The 15,494-nt window shown below is 62.5% G+C and carries 13 protein-coding genes; 10 read left to right on the top strand and 3 right to left on the bottom strand.

All coding sequences use genetic code 11. The annotated features are described in order from the left end of the window. Positions 1–8 precede the first annotated feature (8 nt). From dxs to MKZ40_RS10220, 3 genes are all read left to right on the top strand, one after another. A complete protein-coding gene (dxs, locus tag MKZ40_RS10230; protein ID WP_175088961.1) occupies positions 9–1,931 on the top strand; it encodes a 1-deoxy-D-xylulose-5-phosphate synthase in 1,923 nt (640 codons plus the stop codon). A 239-nt stretch (positions 1,932–2,170) separates the two neighbouring features. Then, positions 2,171–2,800 carry a glutathione S-transferase family protein gene (locus tag MKZ40_RS10225; RefSeq protein ID WP_175088962.1) on the top strand — a complete coding sequence of 210 codons (630 nt, stop codon included), beginning with the start codon at positions 2,171–2,173 and terminating at the stop codon, positions 2,798–2,800. Positions 2,801–3,498: 698 nt separating this feature from the next. Then, positions 3,499–4,794: a DUF4172 domain-containing protein gene (locus MKZ40_RS10220; RefSeq protein ID WP_282627856.1), complete on the top strand. Its 1,296-nt coding sequence runs from the start codon at positions 3,499–3,501 to the stop codon at positions 4,792–4,794. 212 nt (positions 4,795–5,006) lie between these two features. Here the strand turns inward: MKZ40_RS10220 and MKZ40_RS10215 are convergent, their stop codons facing one another. Then, the gene (locus MKZ40_RS10215; RefSeq protein WP_254627024.1) at positions 5,007–5,816 is read right to left on the bottom strand and encodes a hemolysin III family protein; all 810 of its coding nucleotides are present in this window, start codon (positions 5,814–5,816) and stop codon (positions 5,007–5,009) included. Between the two features lie 132 nt (positions 5,817–5,948). Continuing rightward, positions 5,949–6,584, bottom strand: coding sequence for a GTP cyclohydrolase II (gene ribA / locus MKZ40_RS10210; RefSeq protein WP_043331593.1), 636 nt, complete (start codon positions 6,582–6,584; stop codon positions 5,949–5,951). A gap of 323 nt (positions 6,585–6,907) precedes the next feature. On the opposite strand from ribA, the gene hemE reads away from it, so the two are divergent. The 7 genes from hemE to MKZ40_RS10175 all read left to right on the top strand — a co-directional run bounded on the left by hemE (position 6,908) and on the right by MKZ40_RS10175 (position 14,534). Further along, on the top strand, positions 6,908–8,005 hold the full coding sequence (gene hemE, locus MKZ40_RS10205; RefSeq protein WP_043331592.1) for a uroporphyrinogen decarboxylase: 1,098 nt from the start codon (positions 6,908–6,910) through the stop codon (positions 8,003–8,005). A gap of 154 nt (positions 8,006–8,159) precedes the next feature. Next, on the top strand, positions 8,160–8,546 hold the full coding sequence (locus tag MKZ40_RS10200; RefSeq protein WP_175088964.1) for a VanZ family protein: 387 nt from the start codon (positions 8,160–8,162) through the stop codon (positions 8,544–8,546). A gap of 279 nt (positions 8,547–8,825) precedes the next feature. Beyond that, on the top strand, positions 8,826–9,689 hold the full coding sequence (gene speE / locus MKZ40_RS10195; protein WP_175088965.1) for a polyamine aminopropyltransferase: 864 nt from the start codon (positions 8,826–8,828) through the stop codon (positions 9,687–9,689). Positions 9,690–10,119: 430 nt separating this feature from the next. Further along, entirely contained in the window at positions 10,120–11,145 is a 1,026-nt protein-coding gene (locus tag MKZ40_RS10190; protein WP_166019078.1) for an amino acid ABC transporter substrate-binding protein, read from the top strand. 256 nt (positions 11,146–11,401) lie between these two features. After that, positions 11,402–12,592, top strand: a complete 1,191-nt coding sequence (locus MKZ40_RS10185) for an amino acid ABC transporter permease (RefSeq protein WP_175088966.1) — start codon at positions 11,402–11,404, stop codon at positions 12,590–12,592. Positions 12,593–12,602: 10 nt separating this feature from the next. Beyond that, positions 12,603–13,727: an amino acid ABC transporter permease gene (locus tag MKZ40_RS10180; RefSeq protein ID WP_175088967.1), complete on the top strand. Its 1,125-nt coding sequence runs from the start codon at positions 12,603–12,605 to the stop codon at positions 13,725–13,727. A gap of 78 nt (positions 13,728–13,805) precedes the next feature. Beyond that, positions 13,806–14,534, top strand: a complete 729-nt coding sequence (locus MKZ40_RS10175; protein ID WP_043331784.1) for an amino acid ABC transporter ATP-binding protein — start codon at positions 13,806–13,808, stop codon at positions 14,532–14,534. Positions 14,535–14,678: 144 nt separating this feature from the next. Here the strand turns inward: MKZ40_RS10175 and MKZ40_RS10170 are convergent, their stop codons facing one another. Further along, complete coding sequence (locus tag MKZ40_RS10170; RefSeq protein WP_175088968.1) at positions 14,679–15,227, bottom strand: hypothetical protein; 549 nt, start codon at positions 15,225–15,227, stop codon at positions 14,679–14,681. Positions 15,228–15,494: the final 267 nt, after the last annotated feature.

Below are 15,494 nucleotides of genomic sequence, written 5' to 3'. Positions count from 1 at the left end.
TGACGCCTATGAAGCTGTTTGACGAGATACCTCAGGCGCGCCCCGCGACGCCACTGCTCGATGCGGTCGAGACACCTCAAGCGCTGCGCGCCATGAGCGCGGCACAGCTGCGCCAATTGGCTGACGAACTGCGCGCCTACCTGTTGTACAGCGTCGGCTGTACCGGCGGGCACTTCGGTGCCGGGCTCGGTGTGGTCGAGCTGACCGTGGCGCTCCATCATGCGCTGGAAACGCCCCATGACCGTCTGGTGTGGGACGTGGGTCATCAGGCCTATCCGCACAAGATTCTGACCGGCCGTCGTGAAGCCATGTACAGCATGCGCCAGTACAATGGCCTGTCTGCCTTCCCCAAGCGTGCCGAGAGCGAGTTCGACACCTTCGGGGTGGGCCATTCCAGCACCTCGATCAGTGCGGCGCTGGGCATGGCGCTCGGCGCCCGCACGGCGGGTGAGTCACGGCGTGCCTGTGCGGTGATCGGCGATGGTGCCCTGACGGCTGGCATGGCGTTCGAGGCGCTGGCGCATGCCGGGCACGTGAAGGCCAATATGCTGGTCGTGCTCAACGACAACGAGATGTCGATCTCCGAGAATGTCGGCGGCCTGGCAAGTTACCTGGCACGTATTCTGGCCAGCAAGCCGTATACCCAGATGCGTGCCAACGGCAAGCGACTGCTGTCGCCCTTGCCGGGCGCGCTGGAGCTTGCCAAGCGTACCGAAGAGCACATGAAGGGCTTCATCAGCCCGGCGACACTGTTCGAGGAGATGGGTTTCAACTACATCGGCCCCATCGACGGCCATGACCTGCCGGCGCTGGTGCAGACGTTGCGCAACATGCGTGATCTGGATGGCCCGCAGTTCCTGCATGTGGTGACGCGCAAGGGCAAGGGCTTCCTGCCGGCGGAGCGTGACCCGATCGGCTATCACGCCATCACCAAGCTCGAGAAGGCCGCGCCCCAGGCAGCCGAGCAGGCGCCTGCCGTCACCGACGCGCCGGCTCCCAAGCCGCAGAAATACTGCAGTGTCTTCGGCAACTGGCTGTGTGATGCCGCTAGCGCTGATGCGCGCGTCATCGGCATCACGCCGGCCATGCGGGAAGGCTCGGATCTGGTACGTTTCTCGAAGGAATATCCTGATCGCTACTACGATGTCGCCATCGCGGAGCAGCACGCGGTGACAGTGGCAGCGGGCATGGCCTGTGAGGGCATGAAGCCGGTGGTGGCGATCTATTCCACCTTCCTGCAGCGTGGCTATGATCAGCTGATCCACGATGTTGCGGTGCAGAAACTGGACGTGACCTTTGCCATCGATCGTGCCGGTCTGGTCGGCGAGGACGGCCCGACGCATCACGGCAGCCTGGACATGTCCTTCCTGCGCTGTGTGCCGGAGCTGGTGCTGATGGCGCCGGCCGATGAAGCTGAGTGCCGTGGCATGCTGAGCGCGGCACTGGCGCATCCCGGGCCGGCCGCGGTGCGCTATCCGCGCGGTACCGGGCCGGGGGTGGCCACCGATGCCGACCTGACGCCAATGGCCATCGGCCAGGGGGAATACCGTCGTCGTATCAGTGGCAGCCCCGAGGTGCGTGTCGCCATCGTCGCCGTGGGCAGCATGAATACGCCGGTGGCCGAGGTCGCCGAGGCGCTGGACGCGACCCACTTCAACCTGCGCTCCATCAAGCCGCTGGACCGTGAGGCATTGCTCGAGATCGCCGCGGAGCACGACCTGGTCGTGACCGTCGAAGAGAATGCCATCGCGGGTGGCGCGGGAGCCGGCGTGGCCGAGCTCTACCTGAACGCGGGACTGGCCCAGCCCATGCTGCTGCTGGGGCTGCCGGATGGCTTCGTCGAGCATGGCAAGCCGGTCGAGCTGCTGCGTGATTGCGGTCTGGATGCCGCCGGCATTCGCGCCAGTATCGAGGCTCGCCTCGCCAGCTGATCCTGGTGGCATGCAATACCGAAACGCCTGTGGATGACTCGAGCGTTCGAGTTGTCCACAGGCGTTTTTCGTTGCGTGACTGCCTGCGCCGAGACGGCGAAGGATGCATGGAATCTCCGCGACTTCCCGCCCATGCTGGATGACCATCAAGCCCTATGCTCAAGCAGCCAGGGCCTGGCCGGCGCGAAAGCCGTCACCTGCGCCAGTCACCACCGCAACGCCACGGAGTGCGCCCGACCATGTTGACTCTCTACAGCTACCCGAATTCCCGCTCGCTGCGGGTCGCCTGGACACTCGAGGAACTGGGACTCGAATACCGGATTCATGGTCTGGATCTGAAGGCCGGTGAGGGGTACAGCCCTGAATACCTGGCCATTCATCCCGATGGCAAGGCGCCAGCCCTGGTGGATGGTGAGCTGGTCCTGTTCGAGTCCAGCGCCATCTGCCGCTACCTGGCAGCGCGAGAAGGGCGACTGCTGCCACAATCGCTGGCTGGACAGGCACAGATGGATCAATGGCTCAGTTTCCTCACCACCGAGCTTGAGCAGCCGCTGTGGACATTGGCCAAGCACACCTTCGCGCTGCCGGTGGACCAACGCTGTGATGCCATCAAGCAGACAGCCCAATGGGAATTCCAGCGTGCTCTCAAGGCACTTCAGCGCCGCTTCGGTGGTCAGGGTTGGCTGGTGGCCGATGAATTCAGTGTCGCCGATATCTTCCTCGCCCAGACCCTCAGCTGGGCGCAGATGGCCGGGCAACCTCTGCCGGCCGTGCTTGAGCAGTGGGGCGAAGAGGTGCGGGCGCGTCCGGCCTGCGAGCGGGCCCGTCAGCGAGAGCAACAGGCCGCCGAGGAGCGTCAGCAGCACTGAGCCCTGTTGCCAGAACTGATGTCGAAAGCCGTCATGGAACGCCGCCACAGGCCAAGCTGACGGGCTGATCTGTCCTGCATGTCCTGCAATGAAGCCATGAGAGCGCTCTGAGAGCGAGTACACGCTACGAGGCGCCATCCTGATATCAGGGTGGCGCCTTTTGCGTTTCTGGGCCTTGGAGGCGCTTGCAGGATGCCTGGCGAGGTTGAGAGGTCGCCTTGCGCGTTCAGCGACGTCAGCCGCCCGGGGGCACCCCTGGCTGTCTGGTGACGGCTGACTCAGGTCGGCTCGAGGCAGTCAGTTCGAGTCAGGTCAGTTCGAGACAGTGCGGTGCGCCAGGGCGGCGCGAGGCAAGCCATCGATCGAGGATGGGTTTCAGCCATCAGGCGCTGAATGATGCGCTGTTTATTCTTTTTCGTATCTATTAATGATTCGATGATTGGCCTATTTCGTCATGATGGTCAACTATTGATCGTTATGAGGGATTAGGCAGCACTCATGCGATATGAGCGGCGACATATCCGATGAAAATCATGGGGTTGAGAGGTTTATTAGATTTTCATGACATGCAATCGATCAATTCGAGATCAGTGATCGTATATTGTCTATTTTTCGAATCATTTATTGATTCGATATATGGTTTATTGCGGATCTTTTTGATAGGATGTTGATGAAAACCTCAATGGGAGTAACAACTTATGTGGATCTGGCAGCAGCCTGACTGGCCACGAGGTCGGTTGGAGGTCATGCCCTTGATGGGGCAGTTGGCGGCGACCCAGGCGGTGATGTCGCCGCTGGTCGCTCAGGGGCAGAATCTCTATCCCCGACAACGCCTGCGTCTCGAGGCGACGCTCCTCAGCGAAGAGATGGAAGCCAGTGCCCAGCTGTCCGGTGTGGTGCTCGGGCGGGCGGCGTTGCGTGATGCGCTGTATCAGGCGCTGGGGCTGGAGTCCGGCCATCAGGAGTCACCGCGCGGACCGGCGCCTGGTGTCGAAGTCTTCGTGGATGTGACGCTGGAAGTCGTGCGCACGGCATTTCAGCCGCTGACCCGCCAACAGGTGCTCGAGTGGCATCGGCGTCTGGGGCCTTTCCTGCCGCGTAGTAGTGGTCAGCCACTCGGTACATGGCGCGAGGCGCGCTACGAAGCGGTCAGCGGTCGTTACGGTCTCAAGCGCTTGCGTTATCGCGCTCCGGCGGAGAACCCCGATGCGCTGGACCGGGAGCTGGATGTCTTCTGGCAGCGTCTGGCGACGGAAGAACCGGATGTGGATAACTCAGGAGTATTGAATGCCCTGCAGCTGCATGCGCACTGGCAGGCGCTCGCACCGCTGGCCTTGGGCAACGGCTTGATCGGGCGCTTGCTGCTGATGCGTTGGCTGACACGAATCGATGCCCTGGCCGCGTTGCAGCAGCAGGGCGAGTTTGTCGGCAAGGTCGCCGAGCGCTGGGAGCCGGAAGCGCTGGAGCAACTCTGCTGGCGCCGCCAGGCGCTGTTCTCGGTGGTGATCGAGCATCAGGATGAATTGCGCGAGCTGGAGCAGCGTTATCTCGGCAAGCCTCAGACCTCTGCCAGCGGCCATCAGCTGCCGCCGCAGCTGGACCGCGCGCTCAATGGTGAGGTGGAGGATGCAGCGCCCGGTGACATGAATGTCTGGGCCGAGTGGTGGCTTTTGCGCCTGCGCGACGCCGGTCGTCGGACGGCCTTCCATTACCAGCGCGTCCAGCGCGCCGAGCGTCTGTGGCTGGAGCACGCGCGTACGCCGCTGAATGCCCGCCAGCGCGAGCTGGTACTGACATTGTTGGAGCGAGATGACGAAGAGGGCGTGGGTCGCGCCGAATACCGAGCCCTGGTTGATACCTCCGACCCTACCGCCGCCCGCGATCTCGCCGATCTGACCGCCAAGCAGGTACTGGAAAGTTACGGTGTCGGGCGCGGAACCCGGTATCGCTTGCCGGTCTTCGTTCCTCAGGAAGATAGCGCCACAGGGAAATAGCTCTTCAAGAAAATAGCGCCTCAAGGAAACAGTGCTGTGAGGGATGAGTCTTGAAGGGTCAAAAAATCGCGAAAAAAAGCGGGGAGGGTCATGACGACCCTCCCCGCTTTTTTGAGGTGGCTTGCCCGTGTTCTCAGTGCCGTGTTCTCAAACCTGTGCTTTCAAGCCGATGTGCTCAAGAGCGCTGGCCAGCGTGGCGGCCCCCGACTACGTCACACGGAATACGGCAGCACTGCGGTATAGATGGCAAAGAAGTGGCAGGTACTGCCACCAAGCACGAACAGGTGCCATATGGCGTGGTGATAGCGCAGGCGCGTCATCAGAAAGAAGATCACGCCCAGGGTATAGGTGATGCCGCCGGCGACCAGCAGGACGAGCCCCGTCTCGGAGAGCTTCTCGACCAGCATCGGTGAGGCGAACACGATCAACCAGCCCATCAGCAGATAGACGCTCACGCGCAGGGCGCTGAAGCGTTCAGGCCAGCGCAGCTTGAGGAAGATGCCGCCCAGCGCGAGCGACCAGATGATGGCGAATAGCGTCCAGCCGGTCGGGCCGCGAAGATTGACCAGCAGGAATGGCGTATAGGTGCCGGCGATCAGTAGATAGATGGCACAGTGATCCAGCAGCTGGAAGGCATATTTCAGGCGTGGGTGACGGATACCGTGATAGAGCGTCGAGGCCGCATACAGCACCACCAGGGTCAGGCCGTAGAGGCTGACGCTGACGATCTTCCAGGGGTCGACTTCGGCGGCGAGGCTGGCCATCACGATCAGCACGATCATGCCGACGAGGCCCATGACGGCGCCGATGCCGTGGCTGGCGCTGTGCAGCCATTCCTCCAGCCAGGTATAGAGAGCAGGCGTTGCGGAGGTGTCGCGTGAATCTGCGTCATCGGCAGGCGATGCGCTGGAAGAGGGTGATGCCTGAGGAGGTGTCGAGGCGGGCCGTGTTGACGAAGGCTGTGATGACTGAGGTTGCGATGAAGAAGGCTGTGATGATTCAGCCATTGAGTCTTTGCGCATGGCGGTGTCTCCGGCGCGGGTTCGACTCCAGCCTACTCCTGGCGGGTGACGTCGTCATGTCACGCTCGCTGTGCCAGCCAGTCATCTGCCTATAAAGGAAGGGGGAGCCAATCAGGCTCCCCCCGCGCGTGGCTACTCGCTGCGCTCGATATCTACGTCGCTTGCCTGGGTGAAATCATCCAGTGCCATCATGTGGCCCAGCTTGCCCGCCTTGGTCGAGAGATAGTGCTCGTTGTGCGGATTCAGGCCGGTGGTGATCGGCTGGCGCTCACTGATGGTGACACCATCACGGGTCAGGGCATCGACCTTGCGCGGGTTGTTGGTCATCAGCTTGAGCGTGCTGACGCCGAGATGCTCCAGCATCGGCACACAGATATCATAGCGGCGCATGTCAGCCCCGAAGCCGAGGCGCTCATTGGCCTCGACGGTATCGGCGCCGCCATCCTGCAGCTCATAGGCGCGAATCTTGTTGAGCAGACCGATACCGCGGCCCTCCTGGCGTAGATAGAGCAACACGCCGCGGCCTTCGGCGGCAATGCGCTTGAGCGCTTCCTGCAGCTGATAGCCGCAGTCACAGCGCATCGAGAAGAGGGCGTCGCCGGTCAGGCACTCGGAATGCACGCGGCCCAGCACCGGCGCGCCGTCATCGATGTCGCCCAGGGTCAGGGCGATGTGGTCCTTGCCGGTGGTCTCATCCTCGAAACCGTGCATGGTGAAGGTCGCCCAGGGCGTTGGCAGCCGCGAGGCGGCGATGAATCGAATGGTCACTGTTCACCTCGAACGCCCGGACAATCGCCGGGCTGAAAAAGCGCGGGCATGCGGCAGTCCGGCAATGTCTCGATGAGTCGCTCGAGATACCTGCGGCCAGCATGCAGTCATGTGGCGAGTTTACCAGTCTGTGGCCGATGACTCATCGCTCTGTATGGAAAAGCGTTGTTGCCGCCACCACCACAATGGCCGGATGACGCCAGCAAAGGGACTATAAGGTGGGGCGATTTGCCAATGTATTTGTTGCATCACCACGATGGGCGGGATTTTTCTCAGGCTCTGATAGAATGCCGAGACATTCCCCGAGCTGATGTGTGATTCCGATGACCTTGAAGAATGATCGCTTCCTGCGCGCGCTGGCCCGTCAGCCGGTCGACCGTACTCCCGTCTGGATGATGCGCCAGGCTGGCCGCTATCTGCCGGAATATCGCGAAGTCCGTGGTCAGGCCGGTGGCTTCATGGACCTGTGCATGGACACCGCGCGTGCCTGCGAGGTGACGCTGCAGCCGCTGGAGCGCTTCCCGCTGGATGCCGCCATCCTGTTCTCCGACATCCTGACCATCCCGGATGCCATGGGGCTGGGCCTTTACTTCGAGACTGGCGAAGGCCCGAAATTCCGCAAGACAGTGCGGACTGCCGAGGAAATCGCGGCGCTGAGCGTGCCGAATGTCGAGCGTGATCTCGACTACGTCATGCGTGCCGTGTCCACCATCCGCCGTGAGCTGAACGGTCGCGTGCCGCTGATCGGTTTCTCCGGCAGCCCGTGGACACTGGCTACCTATATGGTCGAGGGCGGTTCCAGCAAGGACTTCCGTCACGTGAAGGGCCTGATGTATTCCAATCCGGAAGCCATGCATCAGCTGCTCGACACCCTGGCGCAGGCCGTTACCGACTACCTGAATGCCCAGATTGCTGCGGGTGCTCAGGCGGTGCAGATCTTCGATACCTGGGGCGGCACCCTGTCCACGCCGGCCTACCTCGAGTTCTCGCTGCGCTACATGGAGCAGATCGTCGCCGGCCTCAAGCCGGACAGCGAAGGCAACCGTGTGCCGGTGATCCTGTTCACCAAGAATGGTGGCCAATGGCTCGAGCACATCGCCGCCACCGGCTGTGATGCCGTCGGCCTCGACTGGACCACCGAGATGTCCAATGCGCGTGAGCGTGTCGGCCACCGTGTGGCCCTGCAGGGCAACCTGGACCCGAATGCGCTGTTCGGTACGCCGGCCGCCATTCGTGCCGAAGTCGGGCGTATCCTCGACAGCTACGGCCAGGGGCCGGGCCATATCTTCAATCTGGGTCACGGCATCAGCCAGTTCACCGACCCGGGTAACGTCAATGCCCTGATGGATGCGCTGCACGAGCTGAGCCCGGCCTACCATCAGGATGACGCCGCCAATGCGACACCGGTTGCCCGCGGTTGATGGGGATGCCCTTAATGGTCTTTTCTGCTGTCACCCCTGTAGCTGCCTGTAGAAGGTGGCAAGCAGCAGGGCTGCCAGCAGAAGGGCGCCGGGCAGTGCACCCGGCGCCATGGCAGGCCGGGCACCGCGATGGCCGCAAAGCGGGGGCGTCAGCGTGACGCCGGTCGAGCAGCGTCTCATCCCGCGCCGCGGTTGGGCCCTCGTGGCGCTGCTGTGTCTGTTGCTGATCCTGTTCGGCACGCTCTCCCCGGGCGTGCCGCATCCGGAGCAGACCTTCCCCTGGGACAAGCTGCAGCATTTCTCTGCCTTCGCGTTGCTGGCGCTGACTACGCGGCTGGCGGGCTTGACCAGCTTGATCATCCTGCCGGTCCTGCTGCTGCTGGGCGTCGCCATCGAATGTCTGCAGCTGGCGATCCCCTATCGCGGCGCTGAAGTACTGGATGCGCTGGCGGACCTCGCCGGCATCCTCATCGGGCTGGGAGTGTTTCAGGGCGTCAGGCTGATTCTCCATCTGGCCCGCCTCGGCCCGGCCTCTCGCTGAGCCTCTCCCCCGGGCCGCGTGTCACCGATACGCGGCCTGACTGAAATTGTCATGCATCAACACTTTCCACTCCGCCCGTCTTTGGCTATGGTGCAGCGCCTGCGCCATGTTGGCGCTTGCCCGGCATGTAACGCATCACGACACGTGATCGTCATGCGGGCCGTGAACTGCCGGCTTGATGCTGGCGCAGTGCTGGTTGGCGCAATTTCCGATGGCCATCGTGCCGTCTCTATCCATACCTTGATATCCCGTCTGTGATATCCAATGCGAGGGTCCCCCATGACCGAACGTCTCGATGGCTCCTGGTTTACCGAAATCTTCGATCGCCACGGCAGCGCCTTCTCGCTCAAGGTCAGCCACAAGCTGCATGACGAGCAGACTCCTTATCAGCATCTCGAAGTCTATGCCACCGAGACCTACGGCAATCTGATGGTGCTGGACGGCTGCGTGATGCTGACTGACCGTGACAACTTCCTCTATCACGAGATGATGTCGCATCCGGCGCTGTTCGCTCATGCAGACCCCAAGCGTGTCGTCATCATCGGCGGTGGCGATTGCGGGACCCTGCGTGAGGTGCTCAAGCACCCGGGCGTGGAGAAGGTCACCCAGATCGATATCGATCCGGCGGTCACGCGTGCCTCCGAGCAATTCTTCCCGGCGCTGGTCGAGTCCAATGACGACCCGCGCGCCGAGCTGCTGTTCGAGGATGGCGTCAAGTGGGTCGACAACTGCCCGGACGAGAGCATCGATGTGCTGATCGTCGATTCCACCGATCCGGTCGGCCCGGCGGAAGGTCTGTTCAAGACCGACTTCCTCAAGCGTTGCCATCGTATCCTCAAGCAGGGCGGCCTGATGGTGCAGCAGAGCGAGTCTCCGCTCTATCACACCGATTCCATCATCAAGGACCTGCGCAACGACATGGGCGAAGCGGGCTTTGATAGCGTCGCGACCCTGCCGTTCCCGCAGCCGGTGTATCCGTCCGGCTGGTGGAGCTGCACCCTGGCGGGCAAGGGCTGTGATGTGAAGTCCTTCCGCGAGGAAGACGCCGCTGCCGCCACCTTCGCGCGTGACTTCTATACCGTCGAAGCCCATCGCGCCGCCCTGGTGCTACCGCCCTTCATGCAGCGCCTGCTGGAGAAGTGATCCGCATGCACCTTGCGGTGGCAAGCAAGCCCCATCAGGCACGAAAACGTGACTGATGGGATGAACAAGCGTTGAGTCAGACAGACCGAGACATTGGTCGCAATCTGACACTCGCGCTACATCGCTGCACCGCCAACGGCCGTTTCGCAATGAAACGGCCGTTTTTATTTTGCACCGATATGAGGCGAACTGGTCCCACCATGAGCCTAACTGAGCGCCATTCGTGCGGAATGATCCGCCGCCCCACCCCGAGGATTTGGCCTATATCACTGGGCTTCAATGCTTTTTTCAGCGTTGAACGCAGCGGATCACGCGACAGGCGGAAATTGGAACGCGGCTTGCTATTGTCGATAGGTGCCATGCAATGCATTGCACCACTTCTGACTCGAGGCTGATCGAGCGGACTCCAGACTTTCGCGAGGGAATCACGATGCATAACAACAAGAAGCCACTGCTGATCGCTAGCGCCGCTGTCCTGGCCGCCTCCATGGCGACAGGCGCCAGTGCCGCGACCCTGGATAGCGTCAAGGAAAAGGGCTTTGTCCAGTGTGGCGTCAGCACCGGCTTGCCGGGCTTCTCGGCACCGGATGACGCCGGTAACTGGCAGGGCCTCGATGTCGACGTCTGCCGCGGCGTCGCGGCAGCCGTGCTGGGCGATGCCAGCAAGGTGCGCTATGTACCGCTGACGGCCAAGGAGCGTTTCACCGCGCTGCAGTCCGGCGAGATTGATGTCCTGTCCCGCAACACCACCTGGACGGCGACCCGTGACACCTCACTGGGCCTCAACTTCGCTGGCGTGAACTATTACGACGGTCAGGGCTTCATGGTCAGCAAGGACCTGGGCGTCTCCAGTGCCAAGGAACTGGACGGCGCGGCAGTCTGCATCCAGTCCGGTACCACCACCGAGCTGAACCTGGCGGACTACTTCCGCCTCAACGACATGTCCTTCGAACCGGTCGTCTTCGATACCTCCGATCAGACCGTCAAGGGCTTTGAGGCTGGCCGTTGTGATGTTCTGACCTCCGACCAGTCCCAGCTCTACGCGCTGCGTATCAAGCTCTCCGATCCGGCGTCCGCGATGGTGCTGCCGGAAGTCATCTCCAAGGAACCGCTGGGCCCCGTCGTCCGTCAGGGCGATGACCAGTGGTTCAACATCGTCAAATGGACCCTGTTCGCGCAGATCAATGCCGAGGAGATGGGGCTGACCTCCGACAACATCGAAGAGAAGAAGGCAGATACCAACCCGAACGTCGCGCGTCTGGTCGGTGCCGATGGCAACTACGGCGAAGCCATGGGGCTGCCGGCTGACTGGGCCTACCAGGTCATCAAGCAGGTCGGTAACTACGGCCAGATGTTCGAGCGCAATGTGGGTACCGGCTCCGCACTGGGTATCGAGCGTGGCTTGAACGCACTGTGGACCGATGGCGGCGTCCAGTACGCCCCGCCGGTTCGCTGATGCGCGGGCTCGCCCTGTACTGCGGGTGGGCCTTGCCCCTCATGACAGGCTGAGCAAGGACGCTGGCCAGGGGAAGTGAGCGTCTTGCTCCACTTCCTCTGGCCAGCGTCATGTGGGCCCCCAGTTGATGAGGCCTGGCCTGTGAGGCCCAGCCTGTTCCTCGTGACCCATTCATCGAGTGCCGAGAGATAACTGACCTGCCGTTCGATAGGACGGCAGGCGGAAGTCGCATAGCTTTCCGGCGGAGATTGCCTGTATGACACAACCTGCTTCTCGCCCGCCGGCCACGGTCAAGCCGCCATTCTGGCGTGACCCGGCCAAGCGGGCACTGATCTTCCAGCTATTGATGCTGGCAGGCGTGTTCGGTGTGTTGGCGATCATCGTCAGCAATACCCTGACCAACCTCGAAAGCCGTGGCATCACCACCGGCTTTGCCTTTCTGGACAACACCGCAGGCTTTGGCATCCTGCAGAGCCTGATCGACTATTCCGAGCAATCCACCTATGGCGATACCTTCATCGTCGGCCTGCTCAATACCTTGTTGATATCCGCACTGGGTGTCATTGCCGCGACCGTGATCGGCTTCATCATGGGGGTCGCGCGTCTGTCCCCCAACTGGCTGATCTCGCGACTGGCGGCGGTCTATATCGAAGTCTTCCGCAACATCCCGCTGCTGCTGCAGATCTTCTTCTGGTATTTCGCCGTTTTGAGAACCCTGCCGAGTCCGCGTGGCTCGCTGTCGCTGGGCGAGGCATTCTTCCTCAACGTGCGTGGTCTGTTCGTGCCGGCCCCCATCACCTCCAGCGGTTTCTCGGTGGTGATCGCCGTGTTCGTGCTGGCCATCGTCGCCAGCGGCATCTTCAGCTACTGGAACCGACAGCGGCAGGCACGTACCGGTCAGCGCCTGCCGGCGGGCTGGATCTCGCTCGGTCTGATCATCGTGGCGCCGCTGCTGGCCTACTTCGCGATGGGCATGCCGCTGAGCTGGGAGCTGCCGGAACTCAAGGGGTTCAACTTCCGTGGCGGCATCACGGTCGTTCCCGAGTTCCTCGCCCTGTGGGTCGCGCTGTCGGTCTATACCGCAGCCTTCATCGCCGAGATCGTGCGTTCCGGCATCGAAGCGGTACCGCACGGCCAGACCGAAGCCTCACGGGCGTTGTCGCTGTCCGGTGGCATGACACTGCGTCTGGTGGTGGTGCCGCAGGCGCTGCGCGTCATCATCCCGCCGCTGACCAGCCAGTACCTGAACCTGATCAAGAACTCGTCGCTGGCCACGGCCATCGGCTACCCCGATCTGGTCTCGGTCTTCGCGGGTACCACGCTCAACCAGACCGGTCAGGCCATCGAGGTGATCGCCATGACGATGCTGGTCTATCTGACCATCAGTCTGCTGGTCTCCATGTTCATGAACTGGTTCAACGCCCGCATGGCGTTGGTCGAGCGCTGAGGGTCTGCCCATGTCGATTGAAAAGACCCTGTCACGGGTCACCGAGAAGATGATCGATTCCCGTCCGGCGCCGAGCGACAGCATCGGCGCGGTGGCCTGGCTGCGAGCCAATCTGTTCGCCGGACCGATCAATACATTGTTCACGCTGTTCGCGCTGTATCTGGTCTACCTGCTGGTGGTGCCCAGCCTGCAATGGGCGCTGATCGATGCCAGCTGGAGCGGTACCTCACGAGAGGACTGCACGGGGGAGGGCGCCTGCTGGGTGTTCATCAGTGCGCGTCTCGATCAGTTCATCTACGGCTTCTACCCGAGTGAGGAAACCTGGCGGGTCGATATCGTCTTCGCCGTCTTTGCGGCTCTGATCGCCTGGCTGGCGATTCCGAAGCTGCCGGCCAAGGGCTGGGTCGCCATCGTCAGCCTGGCGGTGTTCCCCTTCATTGCCTACTTCCTGCTGCATGGCGGCAGCTTCGGCCTCGAGATCGTCGGCACCCACGAGTGGGGCGGTCTGATGCTGACGCTGGTGCTGGCGGTGGTGGGTATCGTAGCGGCACTGCCACTGGGGATCCTGCTGGCGCTGGGGCGTCGCTCCGAAATGCCGATCGTGAAGAGCATCTGTGTGGTGTTCATCGAGTTCTGGCGCGGTGTGCCGCTCATCACGGTGCTGTTCATGGCCTCGGTGATGCTGCCGCTGTTCGTGCCCGGTGAGGTCAATCTCGACAAGCTGGTGCGTGCGCTGATCGGCATCACCCTGTTCCAGAGTGCCTACATGGCGGAAGTGGTGCGTGGTGGCCTGCAGGCGATCCCGAAGGGGCAGACCGAGGCTGGCATGGCGCTGGGACTGGGCTACTGGCGCAACATGGGGCTGATCGTGCTGCCCCAGGCGCTCAAGCTGATGATTCCCGGCATCGTGAATACCTTCATCGCCCTGTTCAAGGACACCTCGCTGGTACTGATCATCGGGCTCTTCGATCTGCTCGCCATCGTGCAGGCCGGTCTCGCCGACCCCAAATGGCTGGGCTACTCCATCGAGGGCTATGCCTTCGTGGCGCTGGTCTTCTGGGTCTTCTGCTTCAGCATGTCGCGCTACAGCCAGTATCTCGAGCGCCTGCTGCATACCGGTCACAAGAAGCGCTGATCACGGCGCCAAGGAATCTTCATCATGACAACGACAACATCCGCCTCGCAGGGCAACACCGGCGCCGATGAGCGCCCGATGATCGAGCTCAAGGGCCTCAACAAGTGGTACGGCGACTTCCACGTGCTGCGCGACATCAACCTGAGCGTGCGCAAGGGCGAACGTATCGTCATCTGTGGCCCTTCGGGGTCCGGCAAGTCGACGATGATCCGCTGCATCAATCATCTCGAGGAGCATCAGGAAGGCGATATCGTGGTCAACGGCATGCCGCTGACCCAGGACATCAAGCAGATCGAGGCGATCCGTCGCAACGTCGGCATGGTATTCCAGCACTTCAACCTGTTCCCGCATCTGACGGTGCTCGAGAACTGCTGTCTGGCGCCTATCTGGGTGCAGAAGCGGCCGCGCCGCGAGGCGGAAGCGGAAGCCATGAAGTACCTGGAGCGCGTGCGCATCGCCGATCAGGCCCACAAGTTCCCCGGTCAGCTGTCCGGCGGCCAGCAGCAGCGTGTGGCGATCGCGCGCTCGCTGTGCCTGAGCCCGGAGGTGATGCTGTTCGATGAGCCGACGTCGGCGCTGGACCCGGAGATGATCAAGGAAGTGCTGGATGTCATGGTCGAACTGGCCAATGAGGGCATGACCATGCTGTGCGTGACCCACGAGATGGGCTTCGCCAAGACCGTCGCCGATCGCGTCATCTTCATGGATCAGGGCCAGATCATCGAAGAGAACGCGCCGGAGCCGTTCTTCAACAACCCGCAGTCCGAGCGGACTCAGCTGTTCCTCAGCCAGATTCTGGGGCATTGAGGCCACGGACTGATCGGATGCTGTAAGCCGTCAAAAGACAACGCCCCGCGTGATTTCCATCACGCGGGGCGTTTTCGTGTGTGAGTCGCAAAGTAGTTAGTGGGTGATCACTATCAATTCGTTCCTCTGAATAAAGAGGCTTGCCTAGAGGCTGGGCTCGGTGCGGCGTACTTTGCTGCTGCGGGTGTCTGGCAGCTCTTCATCGCTACCCAGACTTGGCTCCTGCGGCTTGGCCGCGGCCTTGGGCGATGCAGCGGCAGGAGCATTGGCAGATGTCGCCGTCGCCGCTGTGGCAGCGGGGGCTTCTTCGCCTTCGCGCGGCCAGGTGACGCTGCGCGGCTTGCCGACCCAGCTGTCGTCATTGTCGTGCACCGCCGGGCGGCGCGAGATGGAGCGCGTCACCAGCGCCGCGGCATCCAGGGTGTGATTGGCCCCGCGAATGCTCAGCAGGTGATGCGGCGCCATCAGCAACTCGAACAGCAGGCGCGTCATCACGAAGGCGAGCAGGAAGCCGCCGGCACCCTGCGCCAGTACCGGCCACTGCGCGACCAGCGAATTGTCAGGCCCGATGGGCGTCAAGTGCTGCAGCGTCCAGCCGCAGGCAGCCGCCAGCAATCCCAGCTGCAGCATCAGGTGAGCGGTGACCAGCACGCGCCGGGGCAGCGGGCGGCGCATCAGGAGTAGATTGCGCATCGAAACTTCTCCGAAAAAGACCACAGGATGAGGGGAGCGGTGGCAGACGGGCAGGCGGTACCCCGCGTTGGGCGGATGTTAGCACGCACTTCGCTATCGACGTCATGTCCGGGAGTCGCGACGCCAGTGTCGGTTCCGGCAACGATGGAGGAGCGTTGCATGTGGCTGGCGGGGTAAAGGAAAGGCCGGGCATGCCGATACAGAGGGCGGCACGTGCCGATGATGACGGCGGTACACCGCATGCCCGCATGCCTTGCCACCGAGGGC

The sequence above is a fragment of the Cobetia sp. BMC6 genome (assembly GCF_029991385.1).
Lineage (GTDB): Bacteria > Pseudomonadota > Gammaproteobacteria > Pseudomonadales > Halomonadaceae > Cobetia.
This window is presented reverse-complemented; position numbering and strand designations above follow the sequence as displayed.